The organism is Paraclostridium sp. MRS3W1 (genome assembly GCF_032465715.1).
GTDB classification, from domain to species: Bacteria; Bacillota; Clostridia; order Peptostreptococcales; family Peptostreptococcaceae; genus Paraclostridium; species Paraclostridium dentum.
The window spans coordinates 1-17,508 of record NZ_JAWDJM010000156.1; the positions used below are offsets into that span (position 1 = coordinate 1).

Here is a 17,508-nt window from a genome sequence, read left to right on the forward strand (position 1 = left end):
CATTAAATTAAAGGACATTTTGCTCGTATATCTAATATATTAAATCTAGTTGATAATTTTGAAAAAGGGGGGGCTAAAATGATATTAAAGGAACTTCCAATAAAGGAATTAAGACCAAATAATTTTTATATAAATAAAGATAAATTAGAAAAAATAAGAAAAATATATAATGAAGATAAAAATCCCGTATTTCCTCCAGTACTAATTGGGGTAATTGATGGAGAATACGCACTTATAGATGGCCACTCAAGGGCTATGGCTGCCTTTGAAAACGGCAAAGAATTTATATCTGCACAAATTCATCCAATAGAAGAGGTTCCCGGACCTACAAAGCTTTATTTAACTATTCATAATAAATCTAAAGAAATGGGACTTGAATCTATAGAAAGTTTAAGTGACAGGATAATATCTAATTTTGAACATGAAATTTTATGGGTTAAGTACTGTGATAACTTACTTAAAGAATTACAATAAAAATACACTTAGTAAATTACTAAGTGTATTTTTATTGTAATTTATATTTACTTATCTAACTAAGTAGTTTATCTTTACAAGTTTAACAATTTCTCTAGCTTCTTCAGCCTGAGCTTTAGGAACTTTAAATGAAATAGGTGCATTATGAGGTATACCACTTTGGCTTATAACCGTATTTCCATCAACCCCTATTTTTATATCAACATCTAAATCAAATGTAGATGCAGATTCAAAAGATATACTTTTTACGTTTTTAGAAGGGAAAAATTTAACTTCTACTTTTTTTCCACTAACACCTTGAACATCTACTAAGTATATACCATAATTTGTTAATATTATAGAGTCTCTTATAAAAGTAAATGCTTGTATTATCTCTTCTCCATCTATTAGGTAATCTTTAATTTTATTTCCTGCTGAACTATCTATTGATCCATATCCTGCTAACTTATTAAAAAAAGCCATTAAAAAATCTCCTCCAAAATAATTTATTTTATGTAACATTATCATATTTCAATTCGTATTTCAAGTAAAGTGTATAGTATTTTAATTAAATGATTTATAATCTGTCATATAATTATAAATCCATACTCATCCTAATCATATCTATACATTCTATTCCGTTTTCTATTATTTTCTCGTTATAATGTTTTTTAAAAAAGTCTTTATCTATCCCTGTTATTCTAAATCCGCACTTTTGATAGAAAGCTAACTGATATATACTTGAGTTTCCTGTCCCAACTTCTAGTGTTTTAATATTTAAATTCTTGCTTGTACTTATAGAATGTTTTATTAAAACTTTGCCAATACCTTTTTTCTGATACGCTTCATTTACTGATATATTCATAATCTCTGCAGTTAATGGTCTAGTCTTTAATATTACATATGCACCTACAACTTCATTTCCAATAGATGCAACATATAAGTTACCTCTACTTATATAATCATTTATTGATTCTTTAGATGGATCTGCTAAATATAATAATTCATATGGTATTTCTTCATTTTCATCTACTCTTTTTATATTGATTTTGTTCATTTTCCCCTCCAAAACATACTAATTAATTAGATTTTTTATCATATATACTATAAGTTTAAAGGATTTTCGAACTTAAAGTAGAATTTTATTTATAAAAATAATTCATATAATAATTGGGATCATGTTTATTTTTTATGGTTATGGTAATTATAAATACAATTAGACTTATTTTTTAAACAATTTATAAAATTTAAAGGTGGTATTTTTATGAACAGAGATTTGAAGTTGAGACGAAATATTTGGTTTTGTTTAGGATTAATATTATTTCTAGCTACTATATGGAATATTTCATGTAACAGTAGCTTTGGATTTGTTTATTTAATTTTAACTATAATTTCTTCTATTGGAGCTCTAAGAAATCATAAAGAACTCACTGGTTATACTGATTAATTTTTAAATTCATTGAATTATATATTAAAGTTGTATATATTAAATATTTCTTTAATATATAATTCAATTTAAAATTATAAGTTATATTTTTATATAAAATATAACTTATCTATATGTCATTAAAAACTCTTTTTCAAATTCATATTTATAAATTTCCCATTCTTTTTTTATTAAGTCCATATAAACTACATCTGAAAATTCACCAAACCTACTATCGAAGTACCCATCTCTAATTATTCCTATATTTTTAAACCCAAGTTTTTTATACAATTGTTGTGCTCTTTTATTGTCAGCCATCGTTGTTAACTCTATTTTATTTAGATTTAAAAACTTAAACATAAAATCTATAAAATGATATAGAGCATCTAATCCGTGACCTTTACCTTGTTCATCTATATTACAAATCTTGATTCCTAACTCTGCTTTTTGACTTCTACTATCCCAGTTGCAATAATTGATTTCTCCTATTGGTGTTGAGTCATCTTTTTTGCAAATTATAAATCTTTTATCTGTTGGAAACATTGTTTCGTTTTCAAACTCTTTGAATAGTTTGCGTTTTATTGCTTCCTTGCTATTTAGAATTCCGAATGCATGTGTAGAGTGCTGCATCATTTCTCCATCATTCCACCATCTATATAAAAATTCTTCATCTCCCAATTCTAATGTTCTTATGAATAAATTCTTGCAAATTATCATTTATATCCCCCTAAATTATTTATTTTAAAATTTTACGCCCAAAATAATTTTATTTTATTTTTATCCTATTTATTCTCTTACTTTGATATATTTTAGATATGTATGCTTAAAATCCTTTAATAAATGTAAATTTATTAACTAAATTTCTGAAAAAAACCAATTTGCTATTAACTAACAATTGAAATATTATTTGTACTTTTTAAAAAAAGAGGGAGTTTAAACTCCCTCTTTTATCTTTATTCTTTTAAGATTTTTTTAAATATACAACCATGCAATTTCCATATTCATTGTTTTGTGTATTTATAGTTTTTTCAATAAAAAACCCAGCATCTTCTAATTCCTTTATATGATTTTCCCAATTTATAGATCTATATGAAGTAGATGCAACCATAACTTTTTTGCCTTCACTATTATTATTTCTTTCTTGGATTTCAAATGCTTTAGATGTATCAGTTTTCATCTCAACTTCTCCATTTCCCATATTTACTAAGAGTGCATGACCTCCCCTATCTAGCATATTATAAATTGATTTTAAAAATAAATTTCTATCGTTATCATCTACAAGCATGTGTAAAACTCCTACTGCATATATCCATTTATATTTTGTAATTTCACTACTTTCTAAATTTATTATTTCTTCAACTTCAAATTCAATATTTTCTAAGTTTTTATTAGCTAACTCTTTACACTTATTTATTGCAGATTCTGATGCATCAATTCCTTTTACTTTATATCCTTTAATTCCTAGGTACAAAGCATCTCTTCCTTCTCCACATCCAACCTCGCATATTTTATCTTGCTTTGCGATATTATAGTACTCAATCCATTTTAACAAATCTGGAGTTGGATTCTTAGAAAACCATAAAATCCCCTCAGAATGTGCTTTTTTATATCTTTCATCATATGCTAGATAATATTTTTTCATGTGCCCTCCTAATATCAATTTTTATAATGGCTTTATAAATATAATAATATAATTCCTTTTCACATCTTACAAATAATTCTTTTTATTTTTATTTGATATAGAATAGACAGCTAGGTTTGTTTTACATTTAAACTCTCCTTCGTATTTTATTTTACTTTTAAGTATTACCTTTTTAGATGCAATATTTTCAACATCATGCATAGCAATAATTCTCCATATCTCAGTTTCTTTAAATATAAAATTTATAGTTGAAACTAATGCTTCTGTAGAAATCCCTTTATTCCAGAATCTCTTACTTATGCATATTCCAATTTCACAACACCTTCTTTTCTGCTTTATATTAAATATATATATTTCTCCAATAACTTCTTTTGTTTCTTTTAGTTCAACTGCCCAGTGATATGACATCTCAGTTTTATAATCTTTAATCCATGTTTCAATTACTGATTTTGTATATTCCTCACTTATGTGAGGTTCCCATTGTAAAAACTTAGTTACTTCACTGTCAGATGCCCAGTTTTTAAACATATCTCTAGTATCACTTATATTGAATTTCCTTAGTATTAGTCTATCTGTAATAATATTTTTATCTTGTATAGATTCTAACACTTCGTTTTTCAACTCCCTTTTGAATTGCTTCAAAGTATATACGTTGTGAAATATAAATTTTCAATGTATATATACAATTAGATTTATGATATAAAAACCCTTTATATGTTATTTTAGTAAGTTTTCAAATAAAAAAAGCCCTGGAATAGATTTTTAACCTACCCCAAGACTTTTTATTAAAGTTTCTGTTTTACCAAAAATTCTTAATTTAAATAATTATTTTTCTATAAATTGATTTTATAGTTTGGTTATTTAACTCTTGATATGATTTTTTTATAACTTTTGGATAAAAAACTCTCATTTTCTTTTATATATCCGCTAGTATCTAACAATCTCATATGATAAGAATATATTGCATACTCCCCCAGCTTATCTACTAATTTATTATTTACGTATGCACCAACAAAAGCCCCTATACCAGGAACTAGTTGAAGTAACTTAGCTAAATCTATATAATCTCTATATTCTTGCTGAAACTTTCTCCAATCAAACTCATTTATATCATCTGATAGTATATCTTTTGATTCATTAAAATGCTCCATATCTTTAAATATAGTATTAACATGATTTTGACTTGAAAATGCTAGTTGAAATATATTTAATAAATATATTCTTTCTTTATAATCCTTAGTATCAAATCCATAAATACTTGCAATCTCATATAGAAGTTTTATTTTTATACTTAAAAGTAAAGGAAAGTCAGCAAGACCCACAATAATTCCTCCAGCTCCAGTACCTGCTCCTTCTAGCATAGCAGTTTTTTTGTATAATCTAATCTTTTCATAAGCTAGTTCGTCTCGCTCTTGTAATGAAATGTTTTCAATCGGAGCTTTTGTCGTATATTTTGACCCAAACAAAACAACCTTTGTCATGTTCTTTATAGCTGTAGTAAGTATATTATGATAATTTTCAGGAAGTACTGAATTTAGTTTATTTTGAGCTTCTTTAGATGCTTTATTTATTATTGATGGCTTCTTTTTCATCTTTTCTTTCCAATTTTCTAGTTCTCTTATCTGTATATTGTTATAGTCTTGCATTTTATCACCTATCTTTAATTATCTTAATTAAAAGTTTCCTTTTAGTAATTATAGTATATTTTATTATACATTAAACCTTATTGGTCTAATATATCAAAATTGTAATAACTATTAAAATTAATGTTTTAGTTTTAATTTCATAGGGTATTTATTTTATTAGTAATCACAATACAAAAGAAAGAAGATGATTTTATGGATATGAACTTTTTAAAAGTCATTCAAAGTAGCACAAAAAGATTACACGATATGGCTGAAAATACAGGGTTCATAAAAAGATTAATTGATGGAGATGCTAATGTTGAAACATACGGAGAGTACATCTATAATCTTTATTTTATTTACAAAGCAATAGAGGAGAATCTTGAAAAGCATAAAGACGATGAAGTCTTAAAAGAATTTATAACTCCTGAAGTATTTAGAGCTAATGCCTTACTTGATGACTCTAAGTTCTTATTAGGGTATAAGATTGATTCAATAGAAATTTGCGATTCAACAAGGGTTTTCGTTGATAGATTAGATGAAATATCTCAAACAAATCCTAAATTGTTAGTTGCTCATGCTTATACAAGATATTTAGCAGATTTATTTGGCGGTAGAACTATCTTTAAAATAATAAAAGAAAACTACTCTATAGAAAATGAAGGTCTTAATTATTATATGTTCGACCATATAAAAGATTTAAAAGCTTTTGTGATGGAATATCATCAAAAACTTGATTTAATAAATTTAAGTGATGAAGAGAAAGCTAAATTCTTAAATGAAATTTCGCTTTCATATGTTTTTAATATAAGTATATCTAATGAATTAGATTACGTGAAGTTTGATAAGTAAAATTTAGTTTCCCCCTATTCGACGTACATTATTTTAAACTTTACACTGAAATAAAAAAGGAATAACTTCTTAGTTATTCCTTTTTTATTATTTTGCCAGGTATCCCAACCACTGTACTATTTGGCGGAACATCTTTTAATACAACTGCATTTGCACCTACTTTAGAATTTTCACCTATAGTTATTGGTCCTAAAACTTTAGCTCCTGCTCCTATTACTACATTATCCCCTACAGTTGGATGTCTTTTACCGATGTCTTTTCCTGTTCCCCCTAATGTGGTTCCATGATATATAGTAACTCGGTTTCCAACCTCTGCAGTTTCCCCTATTACAACTCCCATACCATGGTCAATTAAAATTCCACTTCCTATAGTTGCACCTGGGTGTATCTCTATTCCCGTTATAAATCTATTTACTTGCGATATAAATCTTGCTATAAAAAACATTTTATATTTATAAAAGTAATGTGCAATTCTGTGACCAATCAAAGCATGCACTGATGGGTAAAGTAAAAAAACTTCTATCTTAGATCTTGCAGCTGGGTCATTTTCAATTATATACTCTATGTCAGCATTTATTTTTTTTAGCATTCTATCCTCCAATTATATCCATAGATAGATACTTCTCAATTCCATCAGGAGATATTGTTACAATGTTTTTTCCTTTAAACTTCTTAGCTATCTCCATACTTGCATATACATTTGCTCCAGATGAAATCCCTACTAGTATTCCTTCCTTTTCTCCCAGTAACTTAATTGTGTTTATAGCATCTTCATCCTTTACAGTTACTATTTCATCTACAATACTCATGTCTAAATTTTTAGGTATAAAATTAGCTCCTATTCCTTGTATCTTATGGGGCCCACTATGTCCTTTAGATATTAAAGGAGAACTTTCTGGCTCAACTCCAATAATTTTTATATCTTTGTTTAATTCTTTTAAATATTTTCCAACTCCACTTATTGTTCCACCTGTTCCTATACCACATACAAATATATCTATATTTTTAATGTCTTCATATATTTCTATTGCAGTTGTAGCATAGTGTTTCTTAGGATTACTTTTATTTTCAAATTGCTTCAAAGATTTATAACTTCCATTTGAACTTATTAATTCACTTGCTTTATCCATAGAGGCTTGCATTCCACCTTCACCTGTCAGTATTATATCTGCTCCATATGCTTTCATCAAATCTCTACGCTCTTTGCTCATAGCACTAGGCATAACTATAATAATCTTAAGACCCTTTAGCTTTCCAATCATAGATAAAGCAATTCCCGTATTTCCACTTGTTGCTTCTACTATAGTATCTCCTTTTTTTATATCTCCGCTTTCCATAAGGTCTTCAATCATCCCAAGAACAGCTCTATCCTTTATACTTCCACCTATATTGTATTTTTCTAGCTTTAAAAATATATTATTTTCACTTTGAATATTATTTAGCTTAACTATTGGAGTTTTTCCTATAAGATCTAAAACATTATTATATAACATATATTACCCCTCCTATTTTTTTAATTATATGTATAAGTACCTATAAATGTTTATAAATTTTTATAAATTTTTATACATACAAAATTCAGTTTTTAAATTAGTTTTTCTAATTTTACTAAATTTGTTATTTGCTTTCAATAAATATAGCTTAATTCTATATTTATTGTTATATTAATAGTTTTAGTCTATACAAGTTTATTTATATTTAAATAAAAAAAGTGTAACCATCTAATTCTTAATCGTTAGATAACTACACTTTTCTTATTTTAGTCATTGATCTCTATATATCCATATTGATTATCTTTATCTGCTTTTGTGTCTTTTACTTTTATTTGTTCATGACTAAACTCTTTTATATCTCCAGTTTTTGCATCTACTGTTATTTCATATTTTGTATCCGCTTTTGTAAGTACACCTTCATACTCAACATTTTTCCCATCTTTGTCTAAGTTAAATTTTTGAACTGTAGCTTTAGGAACCTTGTTAATCATTATATCCATAGCTTTATCTTCACTTATTAGCTTATCTGAAGTTTTTCCATTATTTTGATCTTTAAGTACTTCTTGTTCAAAGTTTATTATTTTGCCAGTTTCAGCATCTACATCCACTTGGTATTTCATAGTATCCTTAACTATTTCTGATTCATACTTTGGTGAATTATTTTCATTATCATAAGAAAACTCTAATATCTTACCATCTGGTACTTTTTCTAAAATAATATTTTTTGCTTGGTCTTTTGTTAGATATTCTGCTTTGTCATCTTTTACTAGGGAATAACTTACTCCAACCCCACATATAACAACTAATCCTAATGCTATAATAATTGCTTTGTTAATTTTCATATCTATCCCTCCTGAATAATTATTAAAATTTCAACATTAATATATATACCATCTTTTTACATATTCAAACATATCTCACAGTTTCAAATTTATAAAATTAACAATATTGTTAAGTTACTTCTATGTTATATATAATAATTCGAATACTGACAACGAAGATTTGCTAAAGCAAATAAAAAAGTGTAGTCTTTTTATATTATTTTGACTACACTTTTTTATTTATTTTTTACTCAAAACATACCTTACTCTATTTACTTCTTCTGATACATTTTCAAATCTATATTCTAGCGACAATATAGAATTTATTTTAGCTTCTTCTATTATATTTTTAAAGTAAATTAATTGTTCATCACTTGGTTTACTATGAGAATCATTTTTTCCGTCATTAAAGTGTAAATGTATATAAGTTATAAAATCTTTGGTTGATACGATCCATTCTTCTAAAGATGTTTTAGAGTATGCTAAAATATGACCTGTATCTAAACATATTCTAAGTTTAGGAGAGTTTACTGATTTAACAATATGTAAAATCTCTTCAGGATTTTCATCATACTCATTTTCTAATAAAATAGTCACATCTATATCATCAATTTCGTTCATAAAATCTTGCCAAAATTTTATTTGATTGTCTAACTTAAGTTTTCTTATTTTCTCTACACTTAATAAAGGGTTTAGTTGACTATGAAAAATTACATATTTAGCACCTATTTCCTTGGCAATTTCAACTGATTGCATGTATCTATATTTAGTTAACTCAATAACTTTTTTATCCGTACTCCCTGGGTTTAAATCAAATGAAGATCCATGTAATGATATTATATTGCTAAAGTTTTTTAATTTATTCTTACAATCCCTTATTATTGTACTATAATCCTCATCCAAAATATTTTGAGGAAAACTCTGAATTTCTACTCCAATTCCTAAATTGTTAATTTCATCTATGTTGCTTTTATTTATATCTCCAATAAGTTTTACTAACTTAATATCCTTCATCATTACACCACCTTTATTTTAAATTCTTTATCACAAGAATAACTTATTTTTAATAATTATATATAGTAACTAGATTACCCTTTTTTCTATTGATTAAATCTATTTAAGTCTATACAATTATATTAAATAAATTAAGGAGGTATATATTTGAAAAAACTTTTTATCGGAATGTTAACTCTATTTATAATAGTTTTAGTTAACCACCTAATAAGCAATTCTTTGAAAGTATCTTTTCTTGACATGTCTTTAATAATAGGAGTTTTATTCACAACAATTATAGGCTTTTTTTCAACAGAGGATAACATCTATAATAGGTTTTTAGACTATTGGACCGCAATATCAATTGATAAAGAAACAACTCGTAATTATGGACTTAAATTCTTTAAAAGCACTCCTTTTTTTGTCTCTCTTGCTTACACATTAGTTGCATTTATTTTAAGTATATATACTTATTGGGATTACTTTTTCACAGCTTAAAAATTAATCTTATACATTACTTAAATTTAATTATGTCAACTAATTTTATCTGAATTATAAATTCATAACTTTTCTAAATTTTATTTTAATAGCTTTATATAAAAAGGGGTTATATGTGTGATGTAGCTGCATTTCAAGCATATTTTCAGCTTGTTGAGCAAATCATACATATAACCCCTTCATGTTAATTTAAATAACTATTTTTTAAGTTTAGCTAATGCCTCTGCAAAAGGATTATTGAAACTTTCTTCTTGTTTATTTTGATTCTTTAAATATTTATTAACATCTCTTTTAGATGCTTTGTTATTTTCTTCTTTCTTTCTCTTATTAAAAGTACTTAGTTTTTCACGATGTCCACAGCTACAAACAAAAGTCTTCCCTTCCCCTTCGCCTCTAAGTTCAAGTTTTTTATGGCAAACAGGACATCTCGCATTGGTAGTTGTAGAAACCATCTTTCTAGTGTTGCAATCTCTATCTTGGCAAACTAGCATCTTTCCTCTTTTTCCATTAACTTCAAGCATATACTTTCCACATTCAGGACACTTATTTTTAGTTAAGTTATCATGTTTAAATTTAGCATCACTACTTTTTATATCTTTTACAATATCTTTAGTGTAGTCTTTCATTTCATTTACAAATACATCTTTCTTTAACTTACCACATGATATTTCATTAAGCTTCTTCTCCCAAGAAGATGTAAGCTCTGCCGATTTTAACTCGCTAGGAACTAACTCTAATAATTGCTTTCCTTTAGATGTTATAAAAATGTCTTTTCCTCTTTTTTCAACTAAGAAAGAATTAAAAATCTTTTCTATTATATCTGCACGAGTTGCAACTGTTCCAAGACCTTCTTTTTCCATTTGAGCTAATAAACTAGCTTCATTTAATGGTTTTGGAGGTTGTGTTTTGCCACTAGTTAAACTACATTTAACTACCTTTATAATATCATTTTTATTTAAGTTTGGAAGATTTTGATCATTATCATCATCTTCATCTATATTAGTATAGTTTTCTTTCCATCCTAATTTAATAATTTTTTTACCTTTAGCTACAAAAGTTTCACCTTCTATGTTAGCCTTTATAGTTGTTTGTTCATATTCAAAAGGATCACTTAAAACACTTAAAAATCTTTTTACTACTAGATCGTAAATTTTTCTTTCTCTATCACTTAAATCGCTTAAGAATACTCTCTCCTCAGTAGGTATTATAGCATGGTGATCTGTTACTTTAGAATTATCTACAAATGATTTATTAGTTTTTATTTTGTCTTTTAATATTTTAGTACAAACTTTTGCATAGTCACTTACACTCACAGCTCTAACTCTATCCTTTAAAGTGTCTACTATATCAGTACTAATGTATTTGGAATCTGTTCTAGGATATGTAAGAACTTTATGGTGTTCATATAATTTTTGCATTATAGATAAAGTCTCTTTTGCAGAGAAATTAAATATTTTATTTGCATCTCTTTGTAATTCTGTTAAGTCATATAGTCCTGGTGAATATTTCTTTTTATAAGTTTTATTAACTTCTACTATCTCAGCATTTTTGTTTTCTATCTTAGTTAATATATTTTCTACTTTTTCTTTATTAAAGCTATTTTGGCTATTATTCTTAGAGTCTACCCAGTTCAAACTAAACATAGGTGCTTGTAATTTAATACCATAGAATTCTTTTGGTTTAAATTTTTGAATTTCCTCTTCTCTTTTGTAAACCATATTTACAGTAGGAGTTTGAACTCTACCACAAGAAAGTTGTGCATTATGCTTCGTTGTAAGTGCTCTTGTAGCATTTATTCCAACTAACCAATCAGCTTCTGCTCTAGCAACCGCTGAGCGATATAAGTTTTCATATTCTTTTCCATCCTTTAATTTTGAAAATCCTTCTTTTATAGCTTTATCTGTGCTAGATGATATCCATAAACGCTTTATAGGCTTTTTAACTTGTGCTTTTTCTATTATCCATCTTGCTACAAGTTCTCCTTCTCTACCCGCATCTGTAGCTATTACAATCGATTCAATATCATTTCTATTTAGTTGAGCTTTCACTGTGTTGAATTGTTTAGATGTCTTTTTTATAACTACAGTCTTTAAATATTTAGGTAATATAGGTAAATCATTTATGTCCCAATTTTTATATTTATTTGAGTAACTTTCAGTTTCAGCAAGTGTTACTAAATGGCCAAGAGCCCATGTTACTACATAATTACTACCTTCTATATATCCATTTTTTTCATTTTTACAATTTAATACTCTAGCTAAATCTCTTCCTACAGAAGGTTTTTCTGCTAGTACTAGTGTTTTTCCCATTATATCTTTTTCCTTTCATTAATGCTTTAGTATATAATAACATAGTTTTCTAATATATGTTAAATATATAAGGGAGTTTGAAATTTACATTTATACAACTCCCTTATATATTTAATGTATTACCACTGTAGTAGTGTCTAATATATTATTATATATCCATTTAGCATTTTCGGTATCTAGCCTTATACAACCATGGCTCAAAGCTTTCCCTAACCTTCCATCTATTATATAACTTCCTGTAGAATCATACAGTACTGAATGATAATAGTATCCGTCTTTTATACGTGTTGCATATTTAACTCTATACTCATCAGTCCCAAAATATGGCTTTCTTCCATCTATATAAAAAATTCCTGTTATAGTTGGAGTGCTAGGTTTTCCAACAGTACATTTCCATTTAAACAACTGTACCCAAGAGTTATTATCTTTTTTTAAAATATAGGTATACTTATTTTTCAAATCAGTTACTAATAAATTGTTTGTAGGGCTCTTTATATTGTTTTGATTTACAAATTTAGCCATGTCACTATAAAAATATTTATAATCTAATACATCATGTTTATTCCCATCATCGGATAAAAAGTAATTAAATACATACCCTTCTATGTCATTATATATTATATTGCTCCAGTCTCCTATATTTTCTATAACGTCTACTCTAGATTCTTTTGGTATTGTAATTATTATATTTGATTGAGTATTCGGTTCTTTTCTAAGGTTTAAGTTACTCCATGGATATTTAGTAATTGATAATAAATCATTGTGTATATATCCTATATTTGATTCATATCTTACTTTACTCCATTCATCATAAGCTTCAATAAGTTCAACCTTAGAACCTTTAGAAATAACAGTAATAATATCAGAACTAGTTGAAGTATCTTTTCTTAAGTTTGAATTTTTGAGCGTATACTTATATTGTGGAAGCATATTTATTTTTATAAAATTCTTATCTATATTCAATAATACACACATCCTTATTATATAACTTATATAATTTTATGTACTTATTTATATATAGGTGAATAGTCTCGTAAAAATCCCCTTGGTTTAAATATAAAAAAGCTATCCTAATAAATCACAAAATTTTATTAAGATAGCTTTTATTCTTTATTTATTTGACATATATTCTTTCCAGTCCCCACATTCTATAGAAATTAATACATCATTTTTATTAATTTCAGCATCTTTATTGTACTCATAAAAATATGCCTTTTCTATGCTTCCATCTATAAGAGTAACATCTACTTCACGCCTATTATATTCATTGTTAAATCCATCTAACTTGTAATTCTCCATATCATCTAGTTCTTTTAGCGTTGCTTCAAAATCATTAAGTTCCATTAATTCCCCTAGAATCTTTTTATTACCTTTTGTAACCGCTGGGTAGCCTTTGTTGTCTAAATGATATAAATTGCCATTTATATATCCTTTTTTAGAACTTTTTACTTTTCCATTTAAATATATATTGTAATTGAACATATCGCTTCTTAAACTACCATATACAAATATCTTTTTTACTAACATATTTCTCCACCTATTGCTCTTATATCTTCATTATATATAGTACATGCTTCTATTGCTAATTCAAGTCCAGTAACGATTTCATCTAAACTCATATAAGGCATGTTTTTCTTATCTATAACTTGTCCTGTCATATATGGTATATGAATAAATCCACCTTTTATATTCGGATACTTTTTATCTATCAAATATAGTATCCCATACATTACATGATTACAAACAAAAGTTCCTGCAGTATTTGAAACTGATGCTGGTATCCCATTTTCATTCATATGTTTTACCATACCTTTTATCGGTAGATTAGAGAAGTATGCCGGCTGTCCATCAATTTGTATAGTTTCATCAACAACTTGATTACCTTCATTATCTTTTATTCTAAAATCATCTAAGTTTATAGCTACTCTTTCTGGAGTTATATCAAATCTGCCTCCTGCTTGCCCAACTGATATTACTATATCTGGATTGTGCTTATCTATTGCCTGTTCTATAGCTTCAACTGATTTTGTTCTAACTGTAGGTATAGTCAGCTTTATAACCTCAGCTCCATTTATTTCATCTTTTATTCTTTTAACAGCTTCTTCAGCTGGATTTATAGGCTCTCCTCCAAATGGATCAAATCCTGTTATTAATATTTTCATTCCACTTTCCTCCTTTAAAATTTTACTAAATAATTAAAATGCAAATGTGTACATTACAAATATGTGTATAGCTAATAATACAATAGCAACTGGTGCCTGATATTTAATTACACTGTATTGATCTTTAGCTTCTAGTAATGCTGCTGGTACTATATTAAAGTTTGCAGCCATAGGCGTAAGTAAAGTTCCACAATACCCTGCTGTTAATGCTAAAGCTCCAACTATGGCTGGATCTGCACCTTGTGATAATACAAAAGGTATCCCTATACCTGCTGTTATAACTGAAAATGCTGCAAATGCATTACCCATTATCATAGTGAAAATTGCCATTCCTAAAACATAAGCTACTACTCCAAAGAATCTACTATCCGCCGGAACCACTCCTGATATCATATTAGATATTACATCTCCAACTCCTGCATTTGTAAATAAAACTCCAAGTGCAACAAGTAATTGAGGTAGCATACTAGTAGGCCCCATTTGTTGAAGTAATCTTGCTCCATCTTCAACTGCCTCTTTAGGTTTTGCTCTTGTGATTATAAATGCACTTATAAGTGCTACTATTGCTCCAGCTCCTATTGCAAATTGTGAGGAACTAGCATATGAAGAAAGTGACATAGCTACCGCAACTGCCGCAAATGCTAATATAAGTGAAGGTAAAAATATTTTACTCTTTATTTTTTCTGATTTAGCTTGACTAAACTCTTCAGTTGCGACTTCGTATTTTGCAAACACAACTTGCTTAGTAAGAGTTAATAAACTTAATAATACTAATATTCCTCCAATAAATGTTGCTGGTAGTACTTTTCCAAATATAAACGGTAAACTAAGTAATACCCAAAAAGCAAATGTTCCATATTTTTTATTATTATCAATTGTTTTAAGTGATTTAACACCAATGACTAGCATTAAAATTCCCATTAAAACATAAAACGATTCTAGTCCTATATTTATAAAGTTTTGCACTTATGATCCTCCCCTATGTGTTATATTTTCTGTTTAAATTTTTATCAAATAAATAGTTTTGTAATGCAGAAATTAAAAATGCTATTACAGCCATTATTATACTAGCCTTAGCTATATCTAGTTCGCTTACTGCATATCCAAATCCAGTTAAAGTCGATGCTATTAATAATACCCCTGAACTCCCAGAAAATAAATTTTGACCATAAAAGTTTCCATAGTTTTCACTAGCTGCTGATAAAGCCTTTATAGCTTCTTCATCTTTTACATCTACGTTTTTATACTTACTCTTTGCTGCTGCTTGTGCCATAGGCTCAACTAAAGGTCTAACAAATTGAGGATGTCCACTTATTCTTATTGAAAGCGCACCAGCTACTTGTCTTATTATCATATATATAGAAAATACGCCTCCTGTAGTTAACTTTCCAAGCTTTTGTATTAAATAAACAGCCCTTTGCTTTAATCCGTATCTTTCTAGTATTCCTATTACTGGCAGAGTCATTATAAATAATGATACCGCTCTATTATCTACAAACGATTGCCCCAATGTATTTAGAATATCCATAATATCCATTCCTGCCACTAATCCAGTCGCAATCCCAGCAACTAATACTGTAAATAAAGTTTCTACTTTAAATACAAATCCTAAAATGACAACTAAAATACCTATTAATTTTATCATGCTTTACTTCCTTTCTTTACTCCTTAACTTTATAATGTTATTTCAAATTATATTTAAAATGAGATTTATTGTCAATCAATTTTTACATTTTTTTAAATTTTTTGATAATTTAGTTTAATTTCTTACCTTTCCCATTTAATCTAACATTTATTATATTTTTATGGTAAAAAATTCTTTTTTATTTTATAAAGTTCAATAAATTTTGAATATAATTTCATTTTCATATTCAATTTAAAAGTTATTATAAAAAATTATCTTATTTTAATCTTTAAGCATGCAAGTTTCATTTTATTAAATAAAAAAGCTTATAAACTTTGTTTTTAAACAAAATTTATAAGCTTTAATTTTTATAACTCTTCCTCTAATTCCTTTATCTTCTTATCAAGTTCTTTTATTCTAGCTTTTAATTCATAACACTTATTATCTACCTTCATAGCTGAAGTATAGTTCATTTCATTGCTATGATATTTCCTCCATAATTCTTCATATTTATTATGATGTTTATTAAATTCTTTCTCTAAACACTCTCTTTCACTTTTTAGTTCACTTATTTGTTCTTGTACTTTCTTTTTGTTGGTTTTAAAAAAATCGAAAAAAAACATATCCATATTTCCCTTCTATCTATAATTAAGTTTATAACATTTTAACATTATGTTACCTTTTATTTACTCCATTTACATTATATTATTAATACATATAATATTATACCTGTTTATTATACTATATTACAATAAATTTAATTATATATATACCCTTTTGGATAATTCTTCTAAACATTTATTTCTTTATATTTCACATAAGTTCCATCTATAAATATAATTCCTTCATCAGTTATTTTTGCTAAATTGATAAAACTTTCTATAAAAGAATATAATCCATCTATTATCAAATAAATCAGTGCTAAATACATAGCTCTATTATAATATGAGTCTACATAAAAAATATTTACCATATAATTATTATCTTCTACTTATTAGGTTGAACGATGTATTATTACATACATAAAATAATTTTACATACAATTCCAAGGTTATTCAATTTTATCATCTCCAAATATTCCCTTAGCTTTTATTATATCAATAATTCCTTAATTATTCCTTAACAATATTGTCATTTATTTTTATTTAAATTAGGGTATATTAATAAATATTAAAATATAAGGGATGTGTTTTTATGATTATAAATATTAGTAATCCAGCTAAAAAAGAACTAAATAATATTTTTGAATCTTATAATCTAGATGTTAAGTATCTAAGAGTATATCTAAAAGAAGTAAGTGGGTGATATGGACCTGTTTTTAGCGTAGCTCTGGATGAGCCTACAGAAAATGATACAGTCTTTGAATGTGATGATTTTAAAATTATTATAAACAATGATTTATGTAATAAAATAAATGTAATTAACGTTTTTTATAAATCAGCTTTATCTAGTGATATATTTAGAGTTTCTACAGATTTATTATGGAAAGAAGAATATTATGAAGCTCCATGGGCTAAACCATGGTAATATAATTTTAGGTCTAAATTTTACATAAAATGTGTAATTTATTTTTTTATGGGAATATATTATTATATATTAAACTTTAACAA

At 26.8% G+C, this 17,508-nt stretch carries 22 protein-coding genes; 4 read left to right on the forward strand and 18 right to left on the reverse strand.

The window, feature by feature from the left end; genetic code table 11:
• The first annotated feature begins 78 nt into the window (after positions 1 to 78).
• Entirely contained in the window at positions 79 to 474 is a 396-nt protein-coding gene (locus RWY47_RS12655; RefSeq protein ID WP_025163137.1) for a ParB N-terminal domain-containing protein, read from the forward strand.
• A gap of 51 nt (positions 475 to 525) precedes the next feature.
• On the opposite strand, the gene RWY47_RS12660 is transcribed toward RWY47_RS12655, so the two are convergent.
• Complete coding sequence (locus RWY47_RS12660) at positions 526 to 936, reverse strand: PH domain-containing protein (RefSeq protein WP_021430819.1); 411 nt, start codon at positions 934 to 936, stop codon at positions 526 to 528.
• A gap of 112 nt (positions 937 to 1,048) precedes the next feature.
• Positions 1,049 to 1,510, reverse strand: coding sequence for a GNAT family N-acetyltransferase (locus RWY47_RS12665; RefSeq protein ID WP_199874242.1), 462 nt, complete (start codon positions 1,508 to 1,510; stop codon positions 1,049 to 1,051).
• A gap of 207 nt (positions 1,511 to 1,717) precedes the next feature.
• Here RWY47_RS12665 and RWY47_RS12670 point away from each other — a divergent pair, with 207 nt between their 5' ends.
• Positions 1,718 to 1,900 carry a hypothetical protein gene (locus tag RWY47_RS12670; RefSeq protein ID WP_039966453.1) on the forward strand — a complete coding sequence of 61 codons (183 nt, stop codon included), beginning with the start codon at positions 1,718 to 1,720 and terminating at the stop codon, positions 1,898 to 1,900.
• 105 nt (positions 1,901 to 2,005) lie between these two features.
• Here the strand turns inward: RWY47_RS12670 and RWY47_RS12675 are convergent, their stop codons facing one another.
• The 4 genes from RWY47_RS12675 to RWY47_RS12690 all read right to left on the reverse strand — a co-directional run bounded on the left by RWY47_RS12675 (position 2,006) and on the right by RWY47_RS12690 (position 5,167).
• Positions 2,006 to 2,596, reverse strand: a complete 591-nt coding sequence (locus tag RWY47_RS12675) for a GNAT family N-acetyltransferase (protein ID WP_021430817.1) — start codon at positions 2,594 to 2,596, stop codon at positions 2,006 to 2,008.
• 244 nt (positions 2,597 to 2,840) lie between these two features.
• Positions 2,841 to 3,521 carry a class I SAM-dependent methyltransferase gene (locus RWY47_RS12680; protein WP_224170590.1) on the reverse strand — a complete coding sequence of 227 codons (681 nt, stop codon included), beginning with the start codon at positions 3,519 to 3,521 and terminating at the stop codon, positions 2,841 to 2,843.
• A 66-nt stretch (positions 3,522 to 3,587) separates the two neighbouring features.
• Positions 3,588 to 4,142, reverse strand: a complete 555-nt coding sequence (locus tag RWY47_RS12685) for a GNAT family N-acetyltransferase (RefSeq protein ID WP_224170589.1) — start codon at positions 4,140 to 4,142, stop codon at positions 3,588 to 3,590.
• Between the two features lie 236 nt (positions 4,143 to 4,378).
• Entirely contained in the window at positions 4,379 to 5,167 is a 789-nt protein-coding gene (locus RWY47_RS12690; protein WP_082367579.1) for an EcsC family protein, read from the reverse strand.
• Between the two features lie 192 nt (positions 5,168 to 5,359).
• Here RWY47_RS12690 and RWY47_RS12695 point away from each other — a divergent pair, with 192 nt between their 5' ends.
• A complete protein-coding gene (locus tag RWY47_RS12695; protein WP_021430813.1) occupies positions 5,360 to 5,998 on the forward strand; it encodes a biliverdin-producing heme oxygenase in 639 nt (212 codons plus the stop codon).
• Between the two features lie 73 nt (positions 5,999 to 6,071).
• Here the strand turns inward: RWY47_RS12695 and epsC are convergent, their stop codons facing one another.
• The 4 genes from epsC to RWY47_RS12715 form a co-directional block, all read right to left on the reverse strand.
• Positions 6,072 to 6,587, reverse strand: coding sequence for a serine O-acetyltransferase EpsC (epsC, locus tag RWY47_RS12700; RefSeq protein WP_150842645.1), 516 nt, complete (start codon positions 6,585 to 6,587; stop codon positions 6,072 to 6,074).
• Between the two features lies 1 nt (position 6,588).
• On the reverse strand, positions 6,589 to 7,491 hold the full coding sequence (cysK, locus tag RWY47_RS12705) for a cysteine synthase A (RefSeq protein ID WP_168931451.1): 903 nt from the start codon (positions 7,489 to 7,491) through the stop codon (positions 6,589 to 6,591).
• 266 nt (positions 7,492 to 7,757) lie between these two features.
• Positions 7,758 to 8,333 (reverse strand): PepSY domain-containing protein, encoded by a 576-nt coding sequence (locus tag RWY47_RS12710; protein ID WP_224170588.1) that lies wholly within the window; start codon positions 8,331 to 8,333, stop codon positions 7,758 to 7,760.
• A gap of 219 nt (positions 8,334 to 8,552) precedes the next feature.
• Positions 8,553 to 9,326, reverse strand: a complete 774-nt coding sequence (locus RWY47_RS12715; RefSeq protein WP_224170587.1) for a sugar phosphate isomerase/epimerase family protein — start codon at positions 9,324 to 9,326, stop codon at positions 8,553 to 8,555.
• A gap of 147 nt (positions 9,327 to 9,473) precedes the next feature.
• On the opposite strand from RWY47_RS12715, the gene RWY47_RS12720 reads away from it, so the two are divergent.
• Positions 9,474 to 9,803 (forward strand): hypothetical protein, encoded by a 330-nt coding sequence (locus RWY47_RS12720; protein ID WP_150842641.1) that lies wholly within the window; start codon positions 9,474 to 9,476, stop codon positions 9,801 to 9,803.
• Between the two features lie 197 nt (positions 9,804 to 10,000).
• Here RWY47_RS12720 and RWY47_RS12725 read toward each other — a convergent pair whose 3' ends face one another.
• The 8 genes from RWY47_RS12725 to RWY47_RS12760 form a co-directional block, all read right to left on the reverse strand.
• Positions 10,001 to 12,112, reverse strand: coding sequence for a DNA topoisomerase III (locus tag RWY47_RS12725; protein WP_224170586.1), 2,112 nt, complete (start codon positions 12,110 to 12,112; stop codon positions 10,001 to 10,003).
• Positions 12,113 to 12,223: 111 nt separating this feature from the next.
• Positions 12,224 to 13,075, reverse strand: coding sequence for a L,D-transpeptidase family protein (locus RWY47_RS12730; protein WP_332842060.1), 852 nt, complete (start codon positions 13,073 to 13,075; stop codon positions 12,224 to 12,226).
• 147 nt (positions 13,076 to 13,222) lie between these two features.
• Complete coding sequence (locus tag RWY47_RS12735; protein ID WP_150842639.1) at positions 13,223 to 13,639, reverse strand: gamma-glutamylcyclotransferase family protein; 417 nt, start codon at positions 13,637 to 13,639, stop codon at positions 13,223 to 13,225.
• Entirely contained in the window at positions 13,633 to 14,274 is a 642-nt protein-coding gene (pcp, locus tag RWY47_RS12740; protein WP_035116513.1) for a pyroglutamyl-peptidase I, read from the reverse strand. The genes RWY47_RS12735 and pcp overlap by 7 nt, the downstream gene beginning before the upstream one ends.
• A 33-nt stretch (positions 14,275 to 14,307) precedes the next feature.
• Positions 14,308 to 15,240: a DUF979 domain-containing protein gene (locus tag RWY47_RS12745; protein ID WP_021430803.1), complete on the reverse strand. Its 933-nt coding sequence runs from the start codon at positions 15,238 to 15,240 to the stop codon at positions 14,308 to 14,310.
• Positions 15,241 to 15,253: 13 nt separating this feature from the next.
• Complete coding sequence (locus tag RWY47_RS12750) at positions 15,254 to 15,919, reverse strand: DUF969 domain-containing protein (RefSeq protein ID WP_224170585.1); 666 nt, start codon at positions 15,917 to 15,919, stop codon at positions 15,254 to 15,256.
• 347 nt (positions 15,920 to 16,266) lie between these two features.
• Positions 16,267 to 16,527, reverse strand: a complete 261-nt coding sequence (locus RWY47_RS12755; RefSeq protein ID WP_021428990.1) for a hypothetical protein — start codon at positions 16,525 to 16,527, stop codon at positions 16,267 to 16,269.
• Between the two features lie 161 nt (positions 16,528 to 16,688).
• The gene (locus RWY47_RS12760; protein WP_224170584.1) at positions 16,689 to 16,871 is read right to left on the reverse strand and encodes a hypothetical protein; all 183 of its coding nucleotides are present in this window, start codon (positions 16,869 to 16,871) and stop codon (positions 16,689 to 16,691) included.
• Between the last annotated feature and the right edge of the window lie 637 nt (positions 16,872 to 17,508).